Raw genomic sequence first — 22,389 nt, 5'->3', positions numbered from 1 at the left:
AATGACCGACAGGGAGCCCCCGCGACGCCGGGTCCCAGCCCCCGCGAGGAACGGCCGCCCCGCCGCCTCCCGGCGCCCGAACCCCGGCGCCAGGCGCCCGCGTCCCGCCCCCGTCAAGGCGTCCGCCGCCCTGCGCCTCGGCAGCCCGCGCCCCCGGCTGCGCATGGTCAGCCTCGGCCTCACCCTCGTCCTGATCGCCTTCGTCGTACGCCTGCTCCAGGTGCAGGCCGTCGACGCCAGCGCGTACGCGGCCAAGGCCGAACAGCACCGGTACGTCGAACACGTCCTCGCGGCCGAGCGCGGCGGGATCACGGACCGCAGCGGGGTCGCGCTCGCCACCAGCGTGGACGCGTACGACATCACGGCCGACCCCACGATGTTCCGGCCGGCGGACACGGCGGCCGCCAAGAACTCCACGGCCCCGGTGGTGCCGCGGGACGCGCCCGAGCAGGCCGCGGCGCTCCTCGCCCCGATCCTCGGCACGGACGCCGACGTGGTCGCGAAGAAGCTGCGGACCCCAAGGACGCGCTACGTCCTCCTGGCCCGCCGCCAGACCCCCCAGGTCTGGAAGCAGATCAAGGACCTCAAGAGCACGCTCTCCGAGAAGGCGGACCGGGAGAAGTCGGCGAGCGTCATCGCCGGAGTCTTCGCCGACCCCAGCAGCAAGCGCGTGTACCCGAACGGCGATCTGGCCGCCGGGATACTGGGCTGGGTCAACGCCGACGGCAAGGGCGGCGGCGGTATCGAGCAGCAGCTGAACAAGGATCTGGCGGGCAAGCCCGGCAAGATCAAGTACGCCCAGTCCGGCGGCCGGCAGGTCCCCACGGCCGGCAGCAACGAGCAGCCCGCCGTGCCCGGTTCGGAGATCGAGCTCACCATCGACCGCGACATCCAGTGGGCCGCGCAGAAGGCCATCACCGACCAGGTGAAGAAGTCCGGCGCGGACCGCGGCTACGTGATGGTGCAGGACACCCGGACCGGTGAGGTCCTGGCGATGGCCAACGCACCCGGCTTCGACCCCAACGACCTCTCGCAGGCCAACTCCACCGCCATGGGCAACGCCGCGCTCCAGGACGCGTACGAGCCCGGCTCCACCGCGAAGGTCATGTCGATGGCCGCCGTCATCGAGGAGAACGCGGCCACCCCCGACACACATGTCACGGTGCCCAACCGGCTGCACCGCGGCGACCGGCTCTTCCAGGACGACATCGACCACCCCACCTGGCACCTCACGCTGAACGGCGTGCTCGCCAAGTCCAGCAACATCGGCACCATCCTGGCGGCGGGCCAGCTCGGCAAGACCCAGCCCCAGGCCAACCAGGTGCTCTCGTCGTACCTGCGCAAGTTCGGCATCGGCAGCCCCACCGGGCTCGACTTCCCGGGCGAGACCCCGGGCATCCTGGCCCCCGCCGACAAGTGGTCGACCTCGCAGCAGTACACGATCCCTTTCGGCCAGGGTTTCTCCATCAACGCGATGCAGGCGGCCTCCGTCTACTCGACCATCGCCAACGGCGGCGTACGCGTGGAGCCCACCCTCGTACGCGGCACCAAGGGACCCGACGGCAGGTTCACGCCGGCCCCAAGGCCCAAGGAGAACCGGGTCGTCAGCGCGAAGACGGCCAAGACGGTCGCGCAGATGCTCGAGTCCGTCGTGGACGACGAGGAGGGCACCGGCGCCAAGGCGCGCATCCCCGGCTACCGCGTCGCCGGCAAGACCGGCACCGCCAACCGAGTAGATCCGGCCACCGGCAGGTATAAGGGGTACACGTCGTCGTTCGCCGGTTTCGCGCCCGCCGACAAGCCGCGCGTCACCGTCTACTGCGCGATCCAGAACGCCACCAAGGGCAGCTACTTCGGCGGCCAGATCTGTGGCCCCATCTACAAGCAGGTCATGGAGTTCGCCCTCAAGACGCTCCAGGTGCCGCCCACCGGCGCCGAGCCCGCCCGGCTGCCCGTCAGCTACCAGCCCTGATCCGAGCCCCGAGAGTGACCAGGTACAGCCCGTGACAACGATCACCCCGGACCCCGGGAACCAGCCCGCGCCACGCCCCTCGCTTCGCTCCATGGGGGGTGAGCCCGGTACGCTCACCGCCGTGCCACACGCTGATCAGTCCCAAAACACCCAGAAGGGCGTTCCCGTGACATATCCGGGACCGCCGCGACCGGTGCAGGTCACCGCGACACGACTTGCCGATCTCGCAGATCAGCTGGGTGTCCCCGCGCCCGATGAGCCCTCGGCGTCGACGCGGAGCACCGGCATCACGCACGACTCGCGCGCCGTGCGCCCCGGCGACATCTACGCGGCCCTGCCCGGCGCCCGCTTCCACGGCGCCGACTTCGCCGCCCAGGCCGCGAGCCTCGGCGCCGTCGCCGCCCTCACCGACCCGTCGGGCGCCGAACGCGTCGCGGCGGCCGGTCTGCCGGCCCTCGTCGTGGAGAACCCGCGCGGCCGGATGGGAGAGCTGGCGGCCACGATCTACGGCCACCCCGGCCGCGACCTGCTCCAGATCGGCATCACGGGCACGTCCGGCAAGACCACGACGGCCTACCTCATCGAGGGCGGGCTGCGCACGATGCACAGCACCGGACTCATCGGCACCGTCGAGATGCGCATCGGCGACGAGCGCATCAAGTCGGAGCGCACCACTCCCGAAGCCACCGACCTCCAGGCGCTGTTCGCGGTGATGCGCGAGCGCGGTGTGGACGCGGTCGCGATGGAGGTCTCCAGCCACGCCCTGGTGCTCGGCCGGGTCGACGGCTGCGTCTTCGACGTGGCGGTCTTCAACAACCTCAGCCCGGAGCACATGGAGTTCCACTCCGACATGGAGGACTACTTCCGGGCCAAGGCGCAGCTGTTCACGCGCGCACGCAGCAAACAGGGTGTCGTGAACTTCGACGACGAGTACGGCCGCCGGCTCATCGACGAGTCCGAAGTGCCCGTCGTGACCTTCTCCGCCGAGGGCCACCCGGACGCCGACTGGCGCGCCGAGGACGTCGAGGTCGGCCCGTTCGACTCCGCCTTCGTGGCCGTCGGCCCCAAGGGCGAGCGGATCATCGCCAAGTCCCCGCTGGCCGGGCCGTTCAACGTGGCCAACGCGCTCGCCGCGATCGTCGCGCTCGCCGTCGCGGGCATCGACCCGCAGCAGGCCGCGGACGGTGTCGCCGCCGTGCCGGGCGTCCCCGGCCGCCTGGAGCGCGTCGACGCAGGCCAGTCCTACCTCGCCGTCGTCGACTACGCGCACAAGACCGACGCCGTCGAGTCCGTGCTGCGCGCGCTGCGCAAGGTCACCGAGAACAAGCTGCACATCGTGCTCGGCTGCGGCGGCGACCGTGACACCACCAAGCGGATGCCGATGGGCGCCGCCGCCGCCCGGCTCGCCGACACCGCCGTACTGACATCGGACAACCCCCGCTCCGAGGACCCCCTCGCGATCCTCGCCACGATGCTCGCCGGCGCCGCCGAGGTGCCGGCCCACGAGCGCGCCGAGGTGCAGGTCTTCGAGGACAGGGCGGCGGCCATCGCCGCCGTGGTCGCCCGCGCACAGCCGGGCGACACCGTCCTCGTCGCGGGCAAGGGCCACGAGCAGGGCCAGGACATCGCCGGGGTGGTGCGTCCCTTCGACGACCGCCTGGTGCTTCGCGAAGCTATCCAGCAAACCCAGGGATGAAGTTGTGATCGCCCTCTCCCTCGCCGAGATCGCCACAGTCGTCGGCGGGCAGACGTACGACATACCGGATCCGTCGGTCCAGGTGACCGGACCGGTCGTCATCGACTCCCGGAAGGTCACGGACGGCAGCCTGTTCGCCGCCTTCGTCGGCGAACGCGTCGACGGCCACGACTACGCGGCCGCCGTGGTGGACGCCGGAGCCGCCGCCGTACTCGCCTCGCGCCCGGTCGGGGTGCCCGCCATCGTTGTCGACGACGTGCAGGCCGCCCTCGGCGCGCTGGCGCGCACCGTCGTCGAACGGCTCGGCGCCACCCTCGTCGCGCTCACCGGCTCCGCCGGCAAGACCAGCACCAAGGACCTGATCGCCCAGGTCCTGCGCCGCAAGGCGCCCACGGTCTTCACGCCGGGCTCGTTCAACAACGAGATCGGCCTGCCGCTGACCGCGCTGAGCGCCACCGACGACACCCGCTACCTCGTCCTGGAGATGGGCGCGCGCGGCAAGGGCCACATCCGGTACCTCACCGGCCTGACCCCGCCGAGGATCGGCGTCGTCCTCAACGTCGGCACCGCGCACATCGGCGAGTTCGGCGGCCGCGAGCAGATCGCCGAGGCCAAGGGCGAGCTGGTCGAGAGCCTGCCGGCCGACGGCACCGCGGTCCTCAACGCCGACGACCCCCTGGTCCGCGCGATGGCCTCCCGGACGAAGGCGAGGGTGCTGCTCTTCGGAGAGGCCGCCGACGCCGACGTGCGCGCCGAGAATGTCCGTCTCACGGAGAACGGACAGCCTTCCTTCAGCCTTCGCACACCCTCCGGGTGCAGCGACGTGACCTTGCGCCTGTACGGTGAGCACCACGTGTCGAACGCGCTCGCCGCGGCCGCCGTCGCCCATGACCTTGGCATGTCCGTGGAGGAGATCGCCCTCGCGCTCTCCGAGGCGGGCACACTGTCCCGCTGGCGTATGGAGGTCACCGAGCGCCCGGACGGCGTGACAGTCGTCAACGACGCCTACAACGCGAACCCCGAGTCCATGCGAGCCGCTCTGCGAGCGCTCGCAGCGATGGGCAGAGGGCGCCGTACATGGGCGGTGCTCGGTCATATGGCCGAGCTCGGGGACGAGGCGCTGGCCGAGCACGACGCGGTCGGACGGCTTGCCGTCCGGCTCAACGTCAGCAAGCTCGTGGCAGTCGGGGGCAGGGAAGCGTCCTGGCTGCAACTGGGCGCCTATAACGAGGGTTCGTGGGGTGAGGAGTCGGTGCACGTGTCCGACGCACAGGCGGCTGTCGACCTGTTGCGCAGCGAGCTGCGCCCGGGTGACGTCGTGCTCGTGAAGGCCTCCAGGTCGGTGGGCCTGGAGAGCGTCGCGCAGGCGCTGCTCGCCGTCGACGGCGACAACGTGGGCGAGGTTGCTGCCCGATGATGAAGCAGATCCTCTTCGCGGGTGTGATCGGGCTCTTCCTGACCCTGATCGGGACGCCCCTGCTGATCAAGCTCCTTGCGCGCAAGGGCTATGGCCAGTACATCCGTGACGACGGCCCGCGCGAGCACCATGCCAAGCGCGGTACTCCGACGATGGGTGGTATCGCCTTCATCCTGGCGACGTTCATCGCGTACTTCATGAGCAAGGTCATCACCGGCGCCGCGCCGACCCTGTCGGGCCTGCTGGTGCTCGGCCTGATGGGCGGCATGGGCCTGGTCGGCTTCCTCGACGACTACATCAAGATCGTCAAGCGCCGCTCGCTCGGCCTACGGGCCAAGGCGAAGATGGCCGGACAGCTGACCGTCGGCATCGCCTTCGCGGTGCTCTCGCTCCAGTTCGCCGACAACCGCGGCAACACCCCGGCCTCCACGAAGCTCTCCTTCGTGCAGGACTTCGGCTGGACGATCGGCCCGGTCCTGTTCGTGGTCTGGGCGCTGTTCATGATCCTCGCGATGTCGAACGGCGTGAACCTCACGGACGGCCTCGACGGCCTCGCCACCGGCGCCTCCGTGATGGTCTTCGGCGCGTACACCTTCATCGGTGTCTGGCAGTTCCAGGAGTCCTGCGCCAACGCGCAGACCCTCACCAACCCCGCCGCCTGTTTCGAGGTCAGAGACCCACTCGACCTGGCGGTCGTCGCATCGGCCCTGATGGGCGCCTGCTTCGGCTTCCTGTGGTGGAACACCTCGCCCGCGAAGATCTTCATGGGTGACACCGGCTCCCTCGCGCTCGGCGGCGCCCTCGCGGGTCTGGCCATCTGCTCCCGCACGGAGTTCCTGCTCGCCCTGCTCGGCGGCCTGTTCGTCCTGATCACGATGTCCGTGGTCATCCAGGTCGGCTCCTTCCGGCTCACCGGCAAGCGCGTCTTCCGCATGGCGCCACTGCAACACCACTTCGAACTCAAGGGCTGGTCCGAAGTCCTTGTGGTGGTCCGCTTCTGGATCATCCAGGGCATGTGCGTGATCGTCGGACTCGGCCTCTTCTACGCGGGATGGGCAGCCGACAAGTGACCACTGCGTCCGACTGGCAGAACAAGCGAGTCACCGTCGCCGGTCTCGGCGTGAGCGGCATCAGTGCCGCCCGCGCCCTGGCCGGCCTCGGCGCGTCGGTCACGGTCGTGGACGGCGGCGACAGCGAGACGCACCGCGCCAGGGCGGCCGAGCTCGCGCAGCTCGGCGTGGCGGCCCGCCTCGGGGACGCCGAGACGCTCCCCGGCGGCACCGAACTCGTCGTCACGTCACCGGGCTGGAAGCCCTCGTCCCCGCTCTTCGCGGCTGCGGCAAAGGCGGGCGTGGACGTCGTCGGGGACGTGGAGATCGCCTGGCGCCTGCGCGGCCCCGGCGCCGCCCCCTGGCTCGCCGTCACGGGCACCAACGGCAAGACCACCACCACGCAGATGCTCGCGTCGATCCTGGAGGCGGCGGGCCTGCGCACGGCGGCCGTCGGCAACATCGGTACGCCGATCATCGACGTCGTACTCGAAGGCGACGACGCTTACGACGTGTTCGCCGTCGAGCTCTCCTCGTACCAGCTGCACTGGGCGCCCTCGCTGCGCGCCCACTCCGCGGCGGTCCTCAACCTCGCGCCCGACCACCTCGACTGGCACGGCTCCATGGAGGCGTACGCCGCCGACAAGGGCCTTATCTACGAGGGCAATCAGGTCGCCTGCGTCTACAACGTCGATGCCACCGACAAGCCGTCCACCGAAGACCTGGTCCGCGAGGCCGACGTCGAGGAGGGCTGCCGCGCGATCGGCTTCACCCTCGGCACGCCCGGCCCCTCTCAACTGGGCGTCGTGGACGGCATCCTGGTCGACCGGGCCTTCGTCGACAACCGGCACAAGAACGCCCAGGAGCTCGCCGAGGTCGCGGACGTCAACCCGCCGGCCCCGCACAACATCGCCAACGCCCTCGCGGCCGCCGCCCTCGCGCGCGCCTTCGGCGTCGAGCCCGCCGCCGTACGCGACGGACTGCGAGCGTTCACGCCCGACGCGCACCGCATCGCGCACGTCGCCGACGTCGACGGAGTCGCGTACATCGACGACTCCAAGGCGACCAACACCCATGCCGCGGAAGCCTCCTTGGCCGCCTACGAGTCGATCGTGTGGATCGCCGGAGGGCTCGCCAAGGGCGCGACCTTCGACGAGCTCGTCACCAAGTCGGCGAAGCGACTTCGCGGGGCCGTCCTGTTCGGTCAGGACCGCGCGCTGATCCGGGAAGCCCTCGCGCGACACGCCCCTGAAGTCCCGGTGGTCGACCTCGACCGGACCGACACTGGGGCGATGTCGCAGGCGGTCCAGGAGGCCGCGCGGCTCGCCCGGCCGGGGGACACCGTGCTGATGGCCCCGGCCTGTGCGTCGATGGACATGTTCACCAACTACAACAAGCGTGGCGACGCGTTCGCGGAAGCGGTCCGCGAACTCGGCTCCACGAGCGTCTGACGGGGGCCTTCGGGTGCCCGGTGGCGCCGGGCACCCTCGGGAGGGGATCGTGGCAGCGTCATCGTCGTACAGCGGTGGGGTGCGCTGATGCCCGGCAGCAGCGCGCGGGCGGCCCGGCGGCCCCCGGCGGCGCGGCCCCCGAAGAAACCGGCCAGGCCGGCCCGCGTCAGCCCCGTACGACGCCTCTACACCCAGGCCCGCCGCGCCTGGGACCGCCCTCTCACCGCGTACTACCTCATCCTCGGCTCCAGCCTCCTGATCACCGTGCTCGGCCTGGTGATGGTCTACTCGGCCTCGATGATCACGGCGCTGCAGAACGGGCTGCCCAGCTCGTACTACTTCCGCAAGCAGTTCCTCGCGGCGGCGATCGGCGGGGCCCTCCTGCTCGCGGCCATGCGGATGCCGGTGAAGCTGCACCGCGCGCTGGCCTACCCGCTGCTCGCCGTCAGCGTCTTCCTGATGGTCCTCGTGCAGGTGCCGGGGATAGGAGTCTCCATCGGGGGCAACCAGAACTGGATCTCGCTGGGCGGCCCCTTCATGCTCCAGCCCAGCGAGTTCGGGAAGCTGGCCCTCGTGTTGTGGGGCGCCGACCTCATGGCACGCAAGCACGACAAGCGGCTGCTGACCCAGTGGAAACACATGCTGGTGCCGCTCGTCCCGGTGGCCTTCCTGCTGCTCGGACTGATCATGCTCGGCGGCGACATGGGCACGGCGATCCTGCTCACCGCCATCCTCTTCGGACTGCTCTGGCTGGCCGGGGCGCCCACCCGCCTGTTCGTCGGCGTGCTCTCCGTCGCGGCCGCCATCGGCGCCTTCCTCATCAAGACCAGCCCCAACCGCATGGCACGCCTGTCCTGCCTCGGCTCCACCGACGCCGGCCCCGACGACATCTGCTGGCAGGGACTGCACGGCATCTACGCCCTCGCCTCGGGCGGATTCTTCGGATCCGGACTCGGGGCGAGTGTGGAGAAATGGGGCCAACTCCCCGAAGCGCACACCGACTTCATCTTCGCCATCACCGGTGAGGAACTGGGCCTTGCGGGGACGCTGTCGGTGCTCGCCCTGTACGCGGCTCTAGGCTATGCGGGTATCCGCGTGGCCGGACGCACGGAGGACCCCTTCGTGAGGTACGCCGCGGGTGGCGTGACCACCTGGATCACGGCTCAGGCCGTGGTCAACCTCGGTGCGGTGCTCGGTCTCCTGCCGATCGCCGGTGTCCCGCTCCCGCTGTTCTCGTACGGGGGGTCAGCGTTGCTGCCGACCATGTTCGCCGTAGGACTTCTGATCGCGTTCGCGCGGGACGAACCCGCGGCGCGGGCGGCCCTGGCCATGCGGCAGCCTCGGATGAGATGGAACACGATGCGACGGCGCGCCACGGCGCGTACGTCCGGAGAGCGGTGAATTTCGGTGCATGTCGTACTCGCCGGCGGGGGGACCGCCGGCCACATCGAGCCCGCGCTCGCCCTCGCGGACGCCCTGCGCAGGCAGGACCCGACCGTGGGCATCACGGCCCTCGGTACGGAGAAGGGGCTCGAGACGCGGCTCGTACCCGAGCGTGGATACGAACTCGCGCTGATCCCCGCCGTACCGCTGCCGCGCAAGCCAACCCCTGAACTGATCACCGTCCCGGGCCGGCTGCGGGGCACCATCAAGGCGGCCGAGCAGATCCTGGAGCGGACCAAGGCGGACTGCGTCGTCGGCTTCGGCGGCTATGTCGCCCTGCCCGGTTACCTCGCGGCCAAGCGCCTCGGTGTGCCGATCGTCGTCCACGAGGCCAACGCCCGCCCCGGACTCGCCAACAAGATCGGTTCGCGCTACGCCGCGGGCGTGGCGGTCTCCACGCCCGACAGCAAGTTGCGCGGCGCCCGTTATGTGGGCATCCCGCTGCGCCGCACCATCGCCACGCTCGACCGGGCGCGCGTACGGCCCGAGGCGCGCGCCGCCTTCGGCCTCGACCCGAACCTTCCGACGATGCTCGTCTCCGGCGGTTCCCAGGGCGCGCGCCGCCTCAACGAGGTCGTCCAGCGGGTCGCTCCGCTGCTCCAGCAGTCCGGCATCCAGATCCTGCACGTCGTCGGCCCCAAGAACGAACTGCCGCACGTCCAGCAGATGCCGGGGATGCCCCCGTACATCCCGGTACCGTACGTGGACCGGATGGACCTCGCGTACGCAGCGGCCGACATGATGCTCTGCCGCGCGGGCGCGATGACCGTCGCCGAACTCTCCGCCGTCGGGCTCCCCGCCGCCTACGTCCCGCTGCCTATCGGCAACGGCGAACAGCGGCTCAACGCCCAGCCGGTGGTCAAGGCCGGCGGCGGCCTGCTGGTCGACGACGCGGAGCTGACGCCCGAGTGGATCATGGGCAATGTCCTGCCCGTGCTCGGCGACCCGCACCGGCTGTACGAGATGTCCCGCGCCGCCTCCGAGTTCGGCCGCCGGGACGCCGACGAGCTGCTCGTCGCCATGGTGCGTGAGGCGATCGCCTCACGCCACCGCCAATAACACACCGGCGAGTGAGGCGAAGGGGCGCGCCGGTGTCGAGAGGTCGAGCGCGCGGAGGTCCGAAGGGCTGAGCACGCTCGGGCCCCCGACGCCGGCCGAGGCGCCCCGGAGGTGAACCGAGCCAGGACAGGGAGTGCGCGTGGCCGGACCGACGACCGCAGACCGCGGTGAGCGGCACAAGCCGAAGTCCGGCCCGCCCCGGCCTCCTCGTGGCCGCCGCCTGCGCCTGCCGCGCCCGCGCGTCCTGATCGTGACCGGGGTCGCGCTCCTGCTCGGCACCGCCACCATCTGGCTCCTGTACGGCTCTCAGTGGCTGAGGGTGGAGCGCGTCACGACCTCGGGGACCGGGGTCCTGACGCCCGCTCAAGTGCGCGCGGCCGCCGCCGTTCCGGTCGGCGCCCCGCTCATTTCCGTCGACACGGGCGACATTGAGGACCGTCTTCGCCGGAAATTGCCCCGGATCGACTCGGTCGAGGTCGTACGTTCCTGGCCGCACGGAATCGGATTGAAAGTGACCGAACGCAAGCCGGTCCTGATTGCCGAAAACGGAGCAAACGGTAAAAACGGCGAAAATCCCGAAGGTGACTCCAACGCGGGCAAGTTCGTCGAAATTGATGCCAAGGGTGTCCGTTTCGCGGCCGTACAGAAGGCCCCTCGCGGCGTTCCCCGACTGGAATTGACACCGGATCAGACAGGCGCCGCCGCAAGCCTGCGGCGCTTCGGCCCCGATCGTCTGGTGCGCGAGGCGGTCCGCGTCGCGGGAGATCTGCCCCCGGCCGTGGCCCGTGACACCCGCGCGGTCAGGGTCCGTTCGTACGACGACGTGTCCCTGGAGCTGAGCGGTGGCCGCTCCGTCGCATGGGGAAGTGGTGAGAAGGGCGACACCAAGGCGACCACCCTCACCGCCCTCATGAAAGCCGCCCCGAAGGCGCGGCACTTCGACGTAAGTGTCCCCACCGCCCCTGCGTCATCGGGGAGTTGACGCACATCAGCGCAGGCCAGCACCCTGGTTGGGCACTGCTACGGCTGATCACATAGGGTGAAAAGAAAAACGGGAGGTTCGGCGTGTTCGTTGAACGTGCGCCACTTGTCGACTTAGTGTCCTGTTCGGAAGAGTCCAGGGAACAGACACACTGGTAACCCTAAACTTCAGCGTTAGGGTTCGGGTCGGCAGACAAGTAGTCCGGGCCGCCCCAATTCGGCATCAGTCGTCGCAACGTACCAATGCGAGGCGGCGACACGTAACTCGAGGCGAGAGGCCTTCGACGTGGCAGCACCGCAGAACTACCTCGCAGTCATCAAAGTCATCGGTGTCGGCGGCGGTGGTGTCAATGCCATCAACCGGATGATCGAGGTCGGTCTCAAGGGCGTCGAGTTCATCGCCATCAACACCGACGCGCAAGCCCTGTTGATGAGCGACGCGGACGTCAAGCTCGACGTCGGCCGTGAACTCACCCGCGGACTCGGCGCCGGAGCCAATCCGGCCGTCGGACGCAAGGCGGCCGAGGATCACCGCGAGGAGATCGAGGAGGTCCTCAAGGGGGCCGACATGGTCTTCGTCACCGCCGGCGAAGGCGGTGGCACCGGCACCGGCGGCGCACCTGTCGTCGCCAACATCGCACGCTCGCTGGGCGCCCTGACGATCGGTGTGGTCACCCGGCCGTTCACCTTCGAGGGCCGGCGCCGCGCGAACCAGGCGGAGGACGGCATCGCCGAGCTCCGCGAAGAGGTCGACACCCTCATCGTCATCCCCAACGACCGTCTCCTGTCCATCTCGGACCGGCAGGTCTCCGTCCTCGACGCCTTCAAGTCGGCCGACCAGGTCCTCCTGTCCGGTGTCCAGGGCATCACCGACCTGATCACCACGCCCGGCCTGATCAACCTCGACTTCGCCGACGTCAAGTCGGTCATGTCCGAGGCCGGTTCGGCGCTCATGGGTATCGGCTCGGCCCGCGGCGACGACCGCGCGGTGGCCGCCGCGGAGATGGCGATCTCCTCGCCGCTCCTCGAGGCCTCCATCGACGGCGCACGCGGCGTGCTGCTCTCCATCTCCGGCGGCTCCGACCTCGGTCTCTTCGAGATCAACGAGGCGGCGCAGCTGGTCAGTGAGGCCGCGCACCCCGAGGCCAACATCATCTTCGGTGCCGTCATCGACGACGCCCTGGGTGACGAGGTGCGGGTCACCGTCATCGCGGCAGGCTTCGACGGCGGACAGCCGCCGTCCAAGCGGGACAACGTGATCGGCGGTGCGTCCGCCAAGCGCGAGGAGCCGGCGCCGCGAGCCACCGAGGCCCGTCCGTCCTTCGGCAGCCTCGGCAGCGTCACCCCGCGCGACGAACCGAAGATTCCGGAGCCCGTCGAGGCCACCCCTGCGAGCGAGATGCAGTCCGCCCCGGTCACGCCGCAGGTTCCGCCGGCCCGTCCCTACCAGGACAGCCAGGCCGAAGAGCTGGACGTGCCGGACTTCCTGAAGTGACCGGCACACGTGACCTGCAGAAGTGACCTCCTGAAGTGATAGGACAGCGCGACCACGCGAGCGGCGCCCACTTCGCCTTCACCGACCGGTGGGGCGGGGTGAGCGCCGCTCCGTACGAGGAGCTCAACCTCGGCGGCGCGGTCGGCGACGACCCGGCCGCCGTCCACACCAACCGCAGCAGTGCGGCGCAGTCGCTCGGCCTCGACCCGACGCACGTGGTCTGGATGAACCAGGTGCACGGCCCGGATGTCGCGGTGGTCGACGGACCCTGGGGTTCGGCGGCCGACATCCCGTCCGTCGACGCGATCGTCACCGCACGGCGCGGACTCGCTCTCGCGGTGCTCACCGCGGACTGCACCCCGGTTCTGCTCGCCGACCCGGTCGCGGGAATCGCCGCCGCCGCCCACGCCGGACGCCCCGGCATGGTCGCCGGAGTCGTTCCCGCGGCGGTCGGGGCGATGGTGGAGCTCGGCGCCGAACCCGCCCGCATCGTGGCCCGCACCGGCCCCGCCGTCTGCGGGAAGTGCTACGAAGTCCCGGACGGGATGCGCGCCGAGGTGGCCGCCGCGGAACCCGCGGCGTACGCCGAAACCAGCTGGGGCACCCCTGCCGTCGATGTGACCGCCGGAGTACATGCCCAGCTGGAGCGGCTCGGGGTGCGTGACCGGCAGCAGTCGCCGGTGTGCACCCTGGAGTCGCACGACCACTTCTCGTACCGCCGCGACCGCACCACTGGTCGGCTCGCTGGCTATGTCTGGCTGGACTGATGGGACATGACGGACCGTAAGGCTCAACTCGCAGCAAATCTGGCACAGGTGGAGGAACGCATCGCTTCGGCGTGCGCCGCCGCAGGCCGTAAGCGCGAGGAAGTGACCCTGATCGTGGTCACCAAGACGTACCCCGCGAGCGATGTGCGGATCTTGTCGGAACTCGGTGTGCGCGATGTCGCCGAGAACCGCGACCAGGACGCGGCGCCCAAGGCTGCGGAATGTGCGGATCTGCCGCTCCGGTGGCACTTTGTCGGGCAGTTGCAGACCAACAAGGTTCGCTCCGTGGTCGGTTATGCCGACGTCGTGCAGTCCGTCGACCGGTCGAAGCTCGTCACGTCACTGTCGACGGCGGCCGTGCGCGCGGAGCGTGAACTCGGCTGCCTGATCCAGGTCGCACTGGACGCGGGGGAGAACGGGCGGGGCGAGCGCGGCGGCGTGGGGCCGGGCGGAATCGAGGAGTTGGCCGCAATTGTGGCGGACTCTCCCGGTCTGCGCCTCGACGGTCTGATGACGGTCGCACCGCTCACCGGCCCGTACGCGGACCGCCAACAGGCCGCGTTCGAGCGGCTGATGGATTTGTCGACTGACCTGCGCCGGGCTCATCCGGCTGCGAACATGGTGTCAGCAGGGATGAGTGCGGACCTCGAACAGGCCGTGGCGGCCGGAGCGACACATGTGCGCGTCGGTACGGCGGTACTCGGAGTCCGACCCAGGCTCGGGTAACGTCGCCAAGAAGTCGGACCACAGCAGAAAATATGGTCATTCTCGCTGATGGGCGGGGAGATCGCGTGGATCGCAGGCACTTTGGTTGACGTCAGCCGATCCACCACAGAGCGGAGGACTCAGAGCAATGGCCGGCGCGATGCGCAAGATGGCGGTCTACCTCGGCCTCGTGGAGGACGATGGGTACGACGGCCGGGGGTTCGACCCCGACGACGACTTCGAGCCTGAGCTGGACCCCGAACCCGAGCGGGACCGCAGGCGCCACGAACCGTCGCATCAGTCGCACAACACTCATCAGCCACACCAGTCCCAACGGGACGAATCGGTACGAGTGGTGCAGCCTCCCGCCCAGCGCGAACCGGTTCCGCTGCCCGCGGAATCCGGACGTCCGGCGCGAATCGCCCCCGTGGCATCCATCACACCTGAACGCCAGAGCCTGGAGAAGAACGCACCGGTGATCATGCCCAAGGTTGTGTCCGAGCGGGAGCCCTACCGCATCACGACGCTGCACCCCCGGACGTACAACGAGGCCCGTACCATCGGGGAACACTTCCGTGAGGGCACTCCGGTGATCATGAATCTGACGGAGATGGACGACACCGACGCGAAGCGACTTGTCGACTTTGCCGCCGGCCTCGTCTTCGGTCTGCACGGCAGCATTGAGCGGGTGACGCAGAAGGTGTTCCTGTTGTCGCCTGCTAACGTCGATGTCACGGCAGAGGACAAGGCCCGCATCGCAGAGGGCGGGTTCTTCAACCAGAGCTGAGACGCAGCACCGGTGAAGTGCCGGTGCAGTAACTAGCCACGAGGCACGAGACACAGGGGAGAGGGAACCGCGGACATGAGCGTGGTTTTGGATGTTGTCTACATCGCGCTGATGTGTTTCCTCATCGTGCTGATCTTCCGGCTGGTCATGGACTACGTCTTCCAGTTCGCCCGCTCGTGGCAACCCGGCAAGGCGATGGTGGTCGTACTTGAGGCCACCTACACTGTCACTGATCCACCGCTCAAGCTTCTGCGGCGGTTCATTCCGCCGCTGCGTCTCGGGGGCGTGGCGCTCGACCTGTCCTTCTTCGTACTGATGATCATCGTCTACATCCTGATCTCCGTCGTGAGCCGGCTGTGAACGATACGGTCTTGCCGAATGCCGACGACTACGTTGAGGTGAAGAGATGCCGTTGACCCCCGAGGACGTGCGGAACAAGCAGTTCACGACCGTCCGCCTCCGAGAAGGCTATGACGAGGACGAGGTCGATGCCTTCCTCGACGAGGTCGAAGGCGAACTGACTCGCCTTCTCCGAGAGAACGAGGACCTGCGCGCGAAGCTCGCCGCAGCCACCCGCGCCGCTGCGCAGAACCAGCAGCAGGGCGGTATGCGCAAGCCTCCGGAACCGCAGGACCAGCGCGGTCCCGGTGCGCCGGTGCCCGCCGCAATATCGGGTCCGCAGCCGGTGCAGCCGCAGCAGCAGATGGGTGGCCCCATGGGCGGCCCGCCCCAGCTGCCCAGCGGTGCGCCGCAGCTGCCCGCAGGCCCCGGTGGACATGGTCCGCAGGGTCCCGGTCAGCAGGGTCCCGGCCCGATGGGCCAGGGTCCGATGGGCCAGGGTCCGATGGGCCAGGGTCACCCCGGCCAGAACCAGCTCGGTCAGGGGCCGATGGGCCAGGGCCAGATGCAGCAGCAGATGGGCGGCCCGATGGGCGGTCCCATGGGTGGCCCCATGGGCGGTCACGGTCCGCAGATGCCGCAGCCCGGTCAGGGCCCCGGTGGCGACAGCGCCGCCCGTGTCCTCTCTCTTGCGCAGCAGACCGCCGACCAGGCGATCGCGGAGGCCCGTTCCGAGGCCAACAAGATCGTCGGCGAGGCCCGCAGCCGCGCCGAGGGTCTCGAGCGTGACGCCCGTGCCAAGGCCGACGCCCTGGAGCGGGACGCGCAGGAGAAGCACCGCGTCGCGATGGGCTCCCTCGAGTCCGCCCGCGCCACGCTGGAGCGCAAGGTCGAGGACCTGCGTGGCTTCGAGCGCGAGTACCGCACGCGTCTGAAGTCCTACCTCGAGTCGCAGCTGCGTCAGCTGGAGACCCAGGCCGACGACTCGCTGGCTCCCCCCCGGACGCCGGCGGCCGCGTCGCTGCCGCCGTCGCCCGCGCCTTCCATGGCGTCGGCCCGTGCGGGTGCCCCGTCCTACGGTGGCAACCAGAACATGGGCGGCAACCAGCCGGCGGCCGGTCCGTCCTACGGCGGCCAGCAGCAGATGTCGCCCGCGATGACCCAGCCGATGGCGCCGGTGCGGCCGCAGGGTCCCGCGCCGATGCAGCAGGCTCCGTCGCCGATGCGCGGTTTCCTCATCGACGAGGACGACAACTGACGGGCGTGACCACGCCTTAGGCGTCGGCAGCGTTCAAGGGCCGGGCCCCCGGATTTCCGGGGGCCCGGCCCTTTGCCGTGGTCAAGTGCAGAAGTTGCCGGTGGCCAGAGGCGGACACCGCCGTGGGCCAGCTGCGGACACCGCTGTGAGCCAGGCGCGGATGCCGCCTTGGGTGCGGTGCAGAAACGTTCATCTGTGCGTGAGTACGAAACGCCGAAGGCCCGGGCCCACCAAGATTTCTGGCGGGACCGGGCCTTCGGTCGTGGGTTACGCCTTGCGGAGGCGGAACGCGAATGCGAGAGGCTCGTCCGTGAACGTCTCGCCGTAGGTGTCGTCGGCCTCGCCCTGGGCGAAGTCCGTGGCGAGGACCTCGTCCGCGATCAGCTTGGCGTGCTCGGACAGGGCCGTGACGACCGCGGGCTCCGTGGAGGTCCACCGCAGGGCGATCCGGTCCGAGACGTCCAGGCCGCTGTTCTTACGGGCCTCCTGGATCAGGCGGATCGCGTCACGGGCCAGGCCCGCCTGACGCAGCTCCTCCGTGATCTCCAGGTCGAGCGCGACCGTCGCGCCGGAGTCCGAGGCGACGGACCAGCCCTCGCGCGGGGTCTCCGTGATGATGACCTCGTCGGGCGCCAGCGTGATCGTCTCGCCGTCCACCTCGACCGACGCCGTGCCTTCGCGCAGGCCGAGCGAGAGCGCGGCGGCGTCCGCCTCGGCGACCGCCTTCGCGACCGCCTGGACGCCCTTGCCGAACCGCTTGCCCAGGGCGCGGAAGTTCGCCTTGGCGGTCGTGTCGACCAGGGAGCCGCCGACCTCGGAGAGCGACGCCAGCGAGGAGACGTTGAGCTCCTCGGTGATCTGCGCGTGCAGCTCCGGGTTGAGCGTCTCGAAGCCCGCGGCCGCGACCAGCGCGCGGGACAGTGGCTGACGCGTCTTGACGCCCGACTCCGCGCGCGTGGCGCGGCCCAGCTCGACGAGGCGCCGGACGAGGACCATCTGGCGTGACAGGTCCGGGTCGACGGCGGAGAGGTCCGCCTCCGGCCAGGTGGACAGGTGGACCGACTCGGGGGCGCCCGGCGTGACGGGAACCACCAGGTCCTGCCAGACCCGCTCCGTGATGAACGGGGTCAGCGGCGCCATCAGACGCGTGACCGTCTCGATGACCTCGTGCAGGGTGCGCAGGGCCCCCTTGTCGCCCTGCCAGAAGCGGCGGCGCGAGCGGCGCACGTACCAGTTCGACAGGTCGTCGACGAACGAGGAGAGCAGCTTGCCGGCGCGCTGGGTGTCGTACGCCTCCAGGGACTGCGTCACCTGGTCGGTGAGCGCGTGCAGTTCGGAGAGCAGCCAGCGGTCGAGCAGGGTGCGGTCGGCGGGGGCCGGGTCGGCCTCGCTGGGCGACCAGTCCGACGTACGGGCGTACAGGGCCTGGAAGGCGACCGTGTTCCAGTACGTCAGGAGGGTCTTGCGGACCACTTCCTGGATCGTGCCGTGGCCGACGCGGCGCGCGGACCACGGGGAGCCGCCGGCGGCCATGAACCAGCGCACCGCGTCCGCGCCGTGCTGGTCCATCAGCGGGATCGGCTGGAGGGTGTTCCCCAGGTGCTTGGACATCTTGCGGCCGTCCTCGGCGAGGATGTGGCCGAGGCACACGACGTTCTCGTAGGACGACTTGTCGAAGACGAGCGTGCCGACCGCCATGAGGGTGTAGAACCACCCGCGGGTCTGGTCGATGGCCTCCGAGATGAACTGCGCCGGGTACCGGCTCTCGAAGAGCTCCTTGTTCTTGTACGGGTAGCCCCACTGCGCGAACGGCATCGAACCCGAGTCGTACCAGGCGTCGATGACCTCGGGCACGCGCGTGGCCGTCTTCTCGCACTGGGGGCACGCGAAGGTGACCTCGTCGATGAACGGGCGGTGCGGATCGAGGTTCGCCAGGTCGGTGCCGGTCAGCTCGCTGAGCTCGGCCAGCGAGCCGACGCAGGTGAGGTGGTCGTCCTCACAGCGCCACAGCGGGAGCGGGGTGCCCCAGTAGCGGCTGCGGGAGAGCGCCCAGTCGATGTTGTTGTTCAGCCAGTCGCCGAAGCGGCCGTGCTTCACGTTCTCCGGGAACCAGTTGGTCTTCTCGTTCTCCTGGAGAAGGCGGTCCTTGATCTCCGTGGTGCGGATGTACCAGGACGGCTGCGCGTAGTAGAGCAGCGCAGTGTGGCAGCGCCAGCAGTGCGGATAACTGTGCTCGTACGGGACGTGCAGGAAGAGCAGGCCGCGGTCCTTGAGGTCCTCGGTGAGCTTTTCGTCCGCCTTCTTGAAGAAGACACCGCCCACGAGCGGGACGTCCTCCTCGAAGGTGCCGTCGGGACGGACAGGGTTCACCACCGGCAGGCCGTACGCCTTGCAGACCTTGAGGTCGTCCTCACCGAACGCGGGGGACTGGTGGACGAGACCGGTGCCGTCCTCGGTCGTGACGTAGTCGGCGTTGACCACGTAGTGGGCCTCGGCCGGGAACTCCACGAGCTCGAACGGACGTTGGTACTTCCAGCGCTCCATTTCGGCGCCGGTGAAGGACTCGCCGGTCTTCTCCCAGCCCTCGCCGAGCGACTTCTCGACGAGAGGCTCGGCGACGACGACCTTCTCGTTGCCGTCCGTCGCGACGACGTAACGGACGTCGGGGTGCGCGGCGACCGCCGTGTTCGAGACGAGCGTCCAGGGGGTCGTCGTCCAGACGAGGAGCGAGGCCTCGCCGGCCAGCGGACCGGAGGTGAGCGGGAAACGGACGTATACGGAGGGGTCGACGACCGTCTCGTATCCCTGCGCCAGCTCGTGGTCCGAGAGCCCGGTGCCGCAGCGGGGGCACCAGGGGGCGACGCGGTGGTCCTGGGTCAGCAGGCCCTTGTTGAAGATCTCCTTGAGCGACCACCAGACGGACTCGATGTACTCGGGGTCCATGGTGCGGTACGCGTCGTCGAGGTCGACCCAGTACCCCATGCGGGTCGTCAGGTCGGTGAAGGCGTCGGTGTGCCGGGTCACGGACTCGCGGCACATGGCGTTGAACTCGGCGATGCCGAACGCCTCGATGTCCTTCTTGCCGTTGAAGCCGAGCTCCTGCTCGACCGCCAGCTCCACGGGCAGGCCGTGGCAGTCCCAGCCGGCCTTGCGGGCCACGTGATAGCCGCGCATGGTGCGAAAGCGCGGGAAGACGTCCTTGAAGACGCGGGCCTCGATGTGGTGGGCGCCCGGCATGCCGTTGGCCGTGGGCGGGCCCTCGTAGAACACCCACTCGGGGCGTCCCTCGGACTGCTCCAAGCTCTTGGCAAAGATCTTCTGCTCGCGCCAGAAGTCGAGCACGGCGTGCTCGAGGGCGGGCAGGTCGACCTGGGCGGGCACCTGGCGGTACGTCATCGATCTTCCTCCGGCGGACACTGTTTCCGTCTCCGTCGGAGGGACGAGAGCTTCGTCTGTGACGTACGCCGTGTGCGGCGCGCTCCCGCGGTACCACCCTCCTTGGCCCTCCGGGGCGCTGACTGCTCCGGTGAGCCCCCTCATTGGGGTCGCGATGCCGGTTCTACTCGCCCCGCGAGGGGGGCTTTCTTCCGGCGGCTCCGGGGTGATCTTCGCGTCGCGCTCGCCCCCGGGCTTCCACCGTCCCCGGGTCGCTCATGGCTGCGTACGCCGCTACTCGGCCCCATCCACGCTTCTCGCTCCGCCCAGTGTACGGGGCCCAGGCGTACGCGGCCGACCGGTTTTGGGGCGGGCGGCGCAGCGACCCGGGGCGGCTGGTGTCAGACGTGCTGAGGGATCTCGTCCTTGAGTCCGCTGCGGATCATGTTCCGCAGCTCGGGGGTGTCGGTGTGACCGTGGACGGACACGGCGTGCTCGGCCGCCGCGCGGACCACCTCGTCCTCCTCGCCCGTGATGGCGAGCGTGCAGTTCGTCTCGCTCGGCATGTCGCGACAGTCGACTACTTTGCGCATGATGATGCACCTTCTCCGCTTCCGCCTCAGTTTATTCCTCCGGAGTCCTGCGGGGCGGGCTCGTCAGGGGCTTTCGCCGGGCTGGTCACGGCCGCGTGGGCTGACCCGAATGGCGACATGGGGCGCTGCGGATCCTCGGGCCGGGGCCTCGGCGGATTACCCGGCGGGGAGCTGGGCACAACGCTTGCAAGTCTGCCGTGCGGGACGTGTGGGGCGGGCGCATCGGGCGGTGTGCCCCGTTGCCGCGGGTCAGAAGTCGATTTATCGTCCCAGCACGATTCGCGAGCAAGATCACAAAATGTGAAGGGGCCGCGGCCATGGTGGCGAAAAAGAGTCCGGTGGGGGTGCGTGAGGCATCCGCCGGCGTGAAGGCCGCGGCCGAGGAGGCGGTGCCCGCGACGGCGGCGGCCAAGGCGGCTCCGGCCGCGAAGAAGCCGGCCGCCGGGAAGAAGAGCACCGCGACGGAGAGGGCCGACAGGAAGAGCACGGCGGCCACGAAGACCACTACGAAGAGCGTGGATACGAAGACCGCGACCGCCAAGCAGACGGCGAAGGCCGCGAAGACGGCCGCCGAGCCCGTATCCAAGGCCACCAAGGCCACCAAGACCGCCAAGTCGACGAAGGCTGCGAAGGCCGCCACGAGTACGACGTCCACACAGGCCTCCGCGGAAGCGGAGAGTGCCGGCGCCGAGAAGGGCGCGGCCGGGAGAACGGGCGCCAGGAAGAGCGCGGTCAAGAAGGCCACCGGCCACAAGACCGCGGAGAAGAAAGCGGTCGCGTCCGCGGCCGATGGCGCGGCGTCGGCCGCGGAGACGACGGGAGCCACGACTGTGGTTGCGAAGAAGACCCCTGGCACGGCCACGGCGAAGAAGCCCCGCGAGGTGCCGAAGGCGAGGGTCGCGGCCGCGACGCCGGGCGAGCTCGCGGTACGGCCGGGGGAGGACCCCTGGACCCCGGCGGAGGTCGCGGAGGCGCGGGCGGAGCTCCAGAGCGAGGCGCTTCGCCTGAACAGCGAGATCGAGTCGTCGGAGAAGTCCCTCGCCGGGCTCATGCGGGACTCCGGGGACGGCGCCGGCGACGACGAGGCGGACACCGGCACGAAGAACATCACACGGGAGCACGAGCTGTCGCTGGCCGCGAACGCCAGGGAGATGCTCCAGCAGACCGAGCGCGCCCTGGAGCGGCTCGACGCGGGGACGTACGGGGTCTGCGAGAACTGCGGGAACCCCATCGGCAAGGCTCGGATGCAGGCCTTCCCGCGGGCGACCCTGTGCGTCGAGTGCAAGCAGAAGCAGGAGCGCCGTTACTGACCCCGCTGCGCGCGGCGTCATGGAGTCGCTCCTGGGCTGCTGAGGGCGTACGTGTGTGCCGTACTCTCGTCCTCAGTCAGGTACCTAGGTTGAGGGACTCACGTGGCAGAGGCGGAGCGCGTCATCGGTACTCCGGACACCCCGGATGCGGGGGCAGACGGGCCGGACAACGGCGGGGAGGCCCAGGAGCGGCCCAGGGGCAAGCGGAAGATCGCCGTGCTGTTCGCGGTGGCCGCCCTCGCGTACGCCCTCGACCTGGTCAGCAAGATGATCGTGGTCGCGAGGCTGGAGCACCACGAGCCGATCGAGCTCCTCGGTGACTGGCTGCGGCTCGAGGCGATCAGGAACGCGGGCGCCGCGTTCGGCATCGGCGAGGCCTTCACGATCATCTTCACCGTGATCGCCGCGGCCGTGATCGTCGTGATCGCCCGGCTCGCCCGCAAGCTCTACAGCCTGCCCTGGGCGATCGCCCTGGGGCTGCTCCTCGGCGGGGCGCTCGGCAATCTCACCGACCGAATCTTCCGTTCGCCCGGCGTCTTCGAAGGGGCCGTGGTCGACTTCATCGCGCCGAAGAACTTCGCCGTGTTCAACCTCGCCGACTCGGCGATCGTGTGCGGCGGCATCCTGATCGTGCTCCTCTCGTTCCGGGGGCTCGACCCGGACGGGACCGTCCACAAAGACTGAGGGACCAG

General features: G+C 69.7%; 18 protein-coding genes. 16 read left to right on the top strand and 2 right to left on the bottom strand.

Going from position 1 to position 22,389, the window contains the following annotated elements:
* Position 1: 1 nt before the first annotated feature.
* The 14 genes from ACWFR4_RS01755 to ACWFR4_RS01690 all read left to right on the top strand — a co-directional run bounded on the left by ACWFR4_RS01755 (position 2) and on the right by ACWFR4_RS01690 (position 16,419).
* Positions 2-1,972: a peptidoglycan D,D-transpeptidase FtsI family protein gene (locus ACWFR4_RS01755; protein WP_453462307.1), complete on the top strand. Its 1,971-nt coding sequence runs from the start codon at positions 2-4 to the stop codon at positions 1,970-1,972.
* Positions 1,973-2,003: 31 nt separating this feature from the next.
* Complete coding sequence (locus ACWFR4_RS01750; protein WP_453650232.1) at positions 2,004-3,668, top strand: UDP-N-acetylmuramoyl-L-alanyl-D-glutamate--2,6-diaminopimelate ligase; 1,665 nt, start codon at positions 2,004-2,006, stop codon at positions 3,666-3,668.
* Positions 3,669-3,672: 4 nt separating this feature from the next.
* The gene (locus tag ACWFR4_RS01745; RefSeq protein WP_453462313.1) at positions 3,673-5,085 is read left to right on the top strand and encodes a UDP-N-acetylmuramoyl-tripeptide--D-alanyl-D-alanine ligase; all 1,413 of its coding nucleotides are present in this window, start codon (positions 3,673-3,675) and stop codon (positions 5,083-5,085) included.
* Complete coding sequence (mraY, locus tag ACWFR4_RS01740) at positions 5,082-6,155, top strand: phospho-N-acetylmuramoyl-pentapeptide-transferase (protein ID WP_266565220.1); 1,074 nt, start codon at positions 5,082-5,084, stop codon at positions 6,153-6,155. The genes ACWFR4_RS01745 and mraY overlap by 4 nt, the downstream gene beginning before the upstream one ends.
* Entirely contained in the window at positions 6,137-7,585 is a 1,449-nt protein-coding gene (gene murD, locus ACWFR4_RS01735; protein WP_453462316.1) for a UDP-N-acetylmuramoyl-L-alanine--D-glutamate ligase, read from the top strand. Before mraY ends, murD begins: the two co-directional genes overlap by 19 nt.
* A gap of 87 nt (positions 7,586-7,672) precedes the next feature.
* A complete protein-coding gene (gene ftsW / locus ACWFR4_RS01730) occupies positions 7,673-8,986 on the top strand; it encodes a putative lipid II flippase FtsW (protein WP_453650230.1) in 1,314 nt (437 codons plus the stop codon).
* Positions 8,987-8,992: 6 nt separating this feature from the next.
* Entirely contained in the window at positions 8,993-10,087 is a 1,095-nt protein-coding gene (gene murG / locus ACWFR4_RS01725) for an undecaprenyldiphospho-muramoylpentapeptide beta-N-acetylglucosaminyltransferase (RefSeq protein ID WP_453462322.1), read from the top strand.
* 139 nt (positions 10,088-10,226) lie between these two features.
* Entirely contained in the window at positions 10,227-11,069 is an 843-nt protein-coding gene (locus ACWFR4_RS01720; protein WP_453650228.1) for a cell division protein FtsQ/DivIB, read from the top strand.
* A 285-nt stretch (positions 11,070-11,354) separates the two neighbouring features.
* Positions 11,355-12,563, top strand: a complete 1,209-nt coding sequence (gene ftsZ / locus ACWFR4_RS01715; protein WP_453462328.1) for a cell division protein FtsZ — start codon at positions 11,355-11,357, stop codon at positions 12,561-12,563.
* Positions 12,564-12,598: 35 nt separating this feature from the next.
* Complete coding sequence (gene pgeF, locus ACWFR4_RS01710) at positions 12,599-13,330, top strand: peptidoglycan editing factor PgeF (protein ID WP_453462331.1); 732 nt, start codon at positions 12,599-12,601, stop codon at positions 13,328-13,330.
* A 6-nt stretch (positions 13,331-13,336) separates the two neighbouring features.
* Positions 13,337-14,056, top strand: coding sequence for a YggS family pyridoxal phosphate-dependent enzyme (locus ACWFR4_RS01705; protein WP_116502585.1), 720 nt, complete (start codon positions 13,337-13,339; stop codon positions 14,054-14,056).
* 127 nt (positions 14,057-14,183) lie between these two features.
* Positions 14,184-14,822, top strand: coding sequence for a cell division protein SepF (locus ACWFR4_RS01700; protein WP_227294226.1), 639 nt, complete (start codon positions 14,184-14,186; stop codon positions 14,820-14,822).
* Between the two features lie 75 nt (positions 14,823-14,897).
* Positions 14,898-15,182, top strand: coding sequence for a YggT family protein (locus tag ACWFR4_RS01695; protein WP_033318070.1), 285 nt, complete (start codon positions 14,898-14,900; stop codon positions 15,180-15,182).
* Between the two features lie 46 nt (positions 15,183-15,228).
* Entirely contained in the window at positions 15,229-16,419 is a 1,191-nt protein-coding gene (locus ACWFR4_RS01690; RefSeq protein WP_453650225.1) for a DivIVA domain-containing protein, read from the top strand.
* Positions 16,420-16,686: 267 nt separating this feature from the next.
* On the opposite strand, the gene ileS is transcribed toward ACWFR4_RS01690, so the two are convergent.
* Together ileS and ACWFR4_RS01680 are read right to left on the bottom strand one after the other, a co-directional pair.
* The gene (gene ileS, locus ACWFR4_RS01685) at positions 16,687-19,815 is read right to left on the bottom strand and encodes an isoleucine--tRNA ligase (RefSeq protein ID WP_453469018.1); all 3,129 of its coding nucleotides are present in this window, start codon (positions 19,813-19,815) and stop codon (positions 16,687-16,689) included.
* A 380-nt stretch (positions 19,816-20,195) separates the two neighbouring features.
* On the bottom strand, positions 20,196-20,387 hold the full coding sequence (locus ACWFR4_RS01680) for a DUF1059 domain-containing protein (protein ID WP_116502588.1): 192 nt from the start codon (positions 20,385-20,387) through the stop codon (positions 20,196-20,198).
* A 344-nt stretch (positions 20,388-20,731) separates the two neighbouring features.
* Between ACWFR4_RS01680 and ACWFR4_RS01675 the strand changes: the two genes are divergently transcribed.
* Positions 20,732-21,697, top strand: coding sequence for a TraR/DksA family transcriptional regulator (locus ACWFR4_RS01675; RefSeq protein WP_453650223.1), 966 nt, complete (start codon positions 20,732-20,734; stop codon positions 21,695-21,697).
* A gap of 102 nt (positions 21,698-21,799) precedes the next feature.
* Positions 21,800-22,381 carry a signal peptidase II gene (gene lspA / locus ACWFR4_RS01670; RefSeq protein ID WP_453467283.1) on the top strand — a complete coding sequence of 194 codons (582 nt, stop codon included), beginning with the start codon at positions 21,800-21,802 and terminating at the stop codon, positions 22,379-22,381.
* Positions 22,382-22,389: the final 8 nt, after the last annotated feature.

It is taken from the genome of Streptomyces sp. NPDC055140, from assembly GCF_053607285.1.
This window is presented reverse-complemented; position numbering and strand designations above follow the sequence as displayed.

Excerpts from the sequence above, each read along its gene's own strand:
- ACWFR4_RS01755 (WP_453462307.1), top strand. The coding sequence starts at position 2 with ATGACCGACAGGGAGCCCCCGCGACGCCGGGTCCCAGCCCCCGCGAGG.
- mraY (WP_266565220.1), top strand. The coding sequence starts at position 5,082 with ATGATGAAGCAGATCCTCTTCGCGGGTGTGATCGGGCTCTTCCTGACC.
- murD (WP_453462316.1), top strand. The coding sequence starts at position 6,137 with ATGGGCAGCCGACAAGTGACCACTGCGTCCGACTGGCAGAACAAGCGA.
- ftsW (WP_453650230.1), top strand. The coding sequence starts at position 7,673 with ATGCCCGGCAGCAGCGCGCGGGCGGCCCGGCGGCCCCCGGCGGCGCGG.
- ACWFR4_RS01705 (WP_116502585.1), top strand. The coding sequence starts at position 13,337 with ATGACGGACCGTAAGGCTCAACTCGCAGCAAATCTGGCACAGGTGGAG.
- ACWFR4_RS01700 (WP_227294226.1), top strand. The coding sequence starts at position 14,184 with ATGGCCGGCGCGATGCGCAAGATGGCGGTCTACCTCGGCCTCGTGGAG.
- ACWFR4_RS01695 (WP_033318070.1), top strand. The coding sequence starts at position 14,898 with ATGAGCGTGGTTTTGGATGTTGTCTACATCGCGCTGATGTGTTTCCTC.
- ACWFR4_RS01690 (WP_453650225.1), top strand. The coding sequence starts at position 15,229 with ATGCCGTTGACCCCCGAGGACGTGCGGAACAAGCAGTTCACGACCGTC.
- ileS (WP_453469018.1), bottom strand. The coding sequence starts at position 19,815 with ATGACGTACCGCCAGGTGCCCGCCCAGGTCGACCTGCCCGCCCTCGAG.
- ACWFR4_RS01680 (WP_116502588.1), bottom strand. The coding sequence starts at position 20,387 with ATGCGCAAAGTAGTCGACTGTCGCGACATGCCGAGCGAGACGAACTGC.